General features: G+C 72.7%; 1 protein-coding gene. It reads left to right on the top strand.

All coding sequences use genetic code 11. The annotated features are described in order from the left end of the window. The coding region (locus D7V88_RS42255) for a maltotransferase domain-containing protein (protein WP_120546008.1) at window positions 1-451 on the top strand (451 nt) is incomplete at both ends.

The raw sequence follows: 451 nt of genomic DNA, 5'->3' as shown, positions 1-451 counted from the left end.
GTGGGTCACCACCTTCGTCCCCGACACCGCCGGACTGTGGACCTTCGTCGTCGAGGCGTGGAGCGACCCGTTCGGGACCTGGGAACACGCGGTCGAGGTCAAGATCGACGCGGGCCAGGGCGCCGAGGACCTCGCCAACGACCTCGAGGAGGGCGCCCGGCTGTTCGAACGGCTCGCCCGTCAGGTCGCCAAGGGCGAACGGCCGCCGGTGCTCGCGGTCGCCGCCAGCCTGCGCGACACCACCCTCGACGTCGCCCACCGGGTGGCGCCAGCGCTCGAGGACGCCTCGGTCCGGGCGCTGATCCGTGACTTCCCGGTGCGGGAGTTCGTCACCAGGTCGCCCACCTACAAGATCTGGGTCGACCGGCCCCGCGCGCTCTACGGCTCCTGGTACGAGTTCTTCCCGCGCTCGATCGACGCCGAGCTCGCGGGCGACCCGCTGGCCCCGGCC

The organism is Corallococcus terminator (genome assembly GCF_003611635.1).
Lineage (GTDB): Bacteria > Myxococcota > Myxococcia > Myxococcales > Myxococcaceae > Corallococcus > Corallococcus terminator.
Note: the sequence above shows the minus strand (reverse complement) of the source record. Positions and strands in the feature narration are given on the sequence as shown.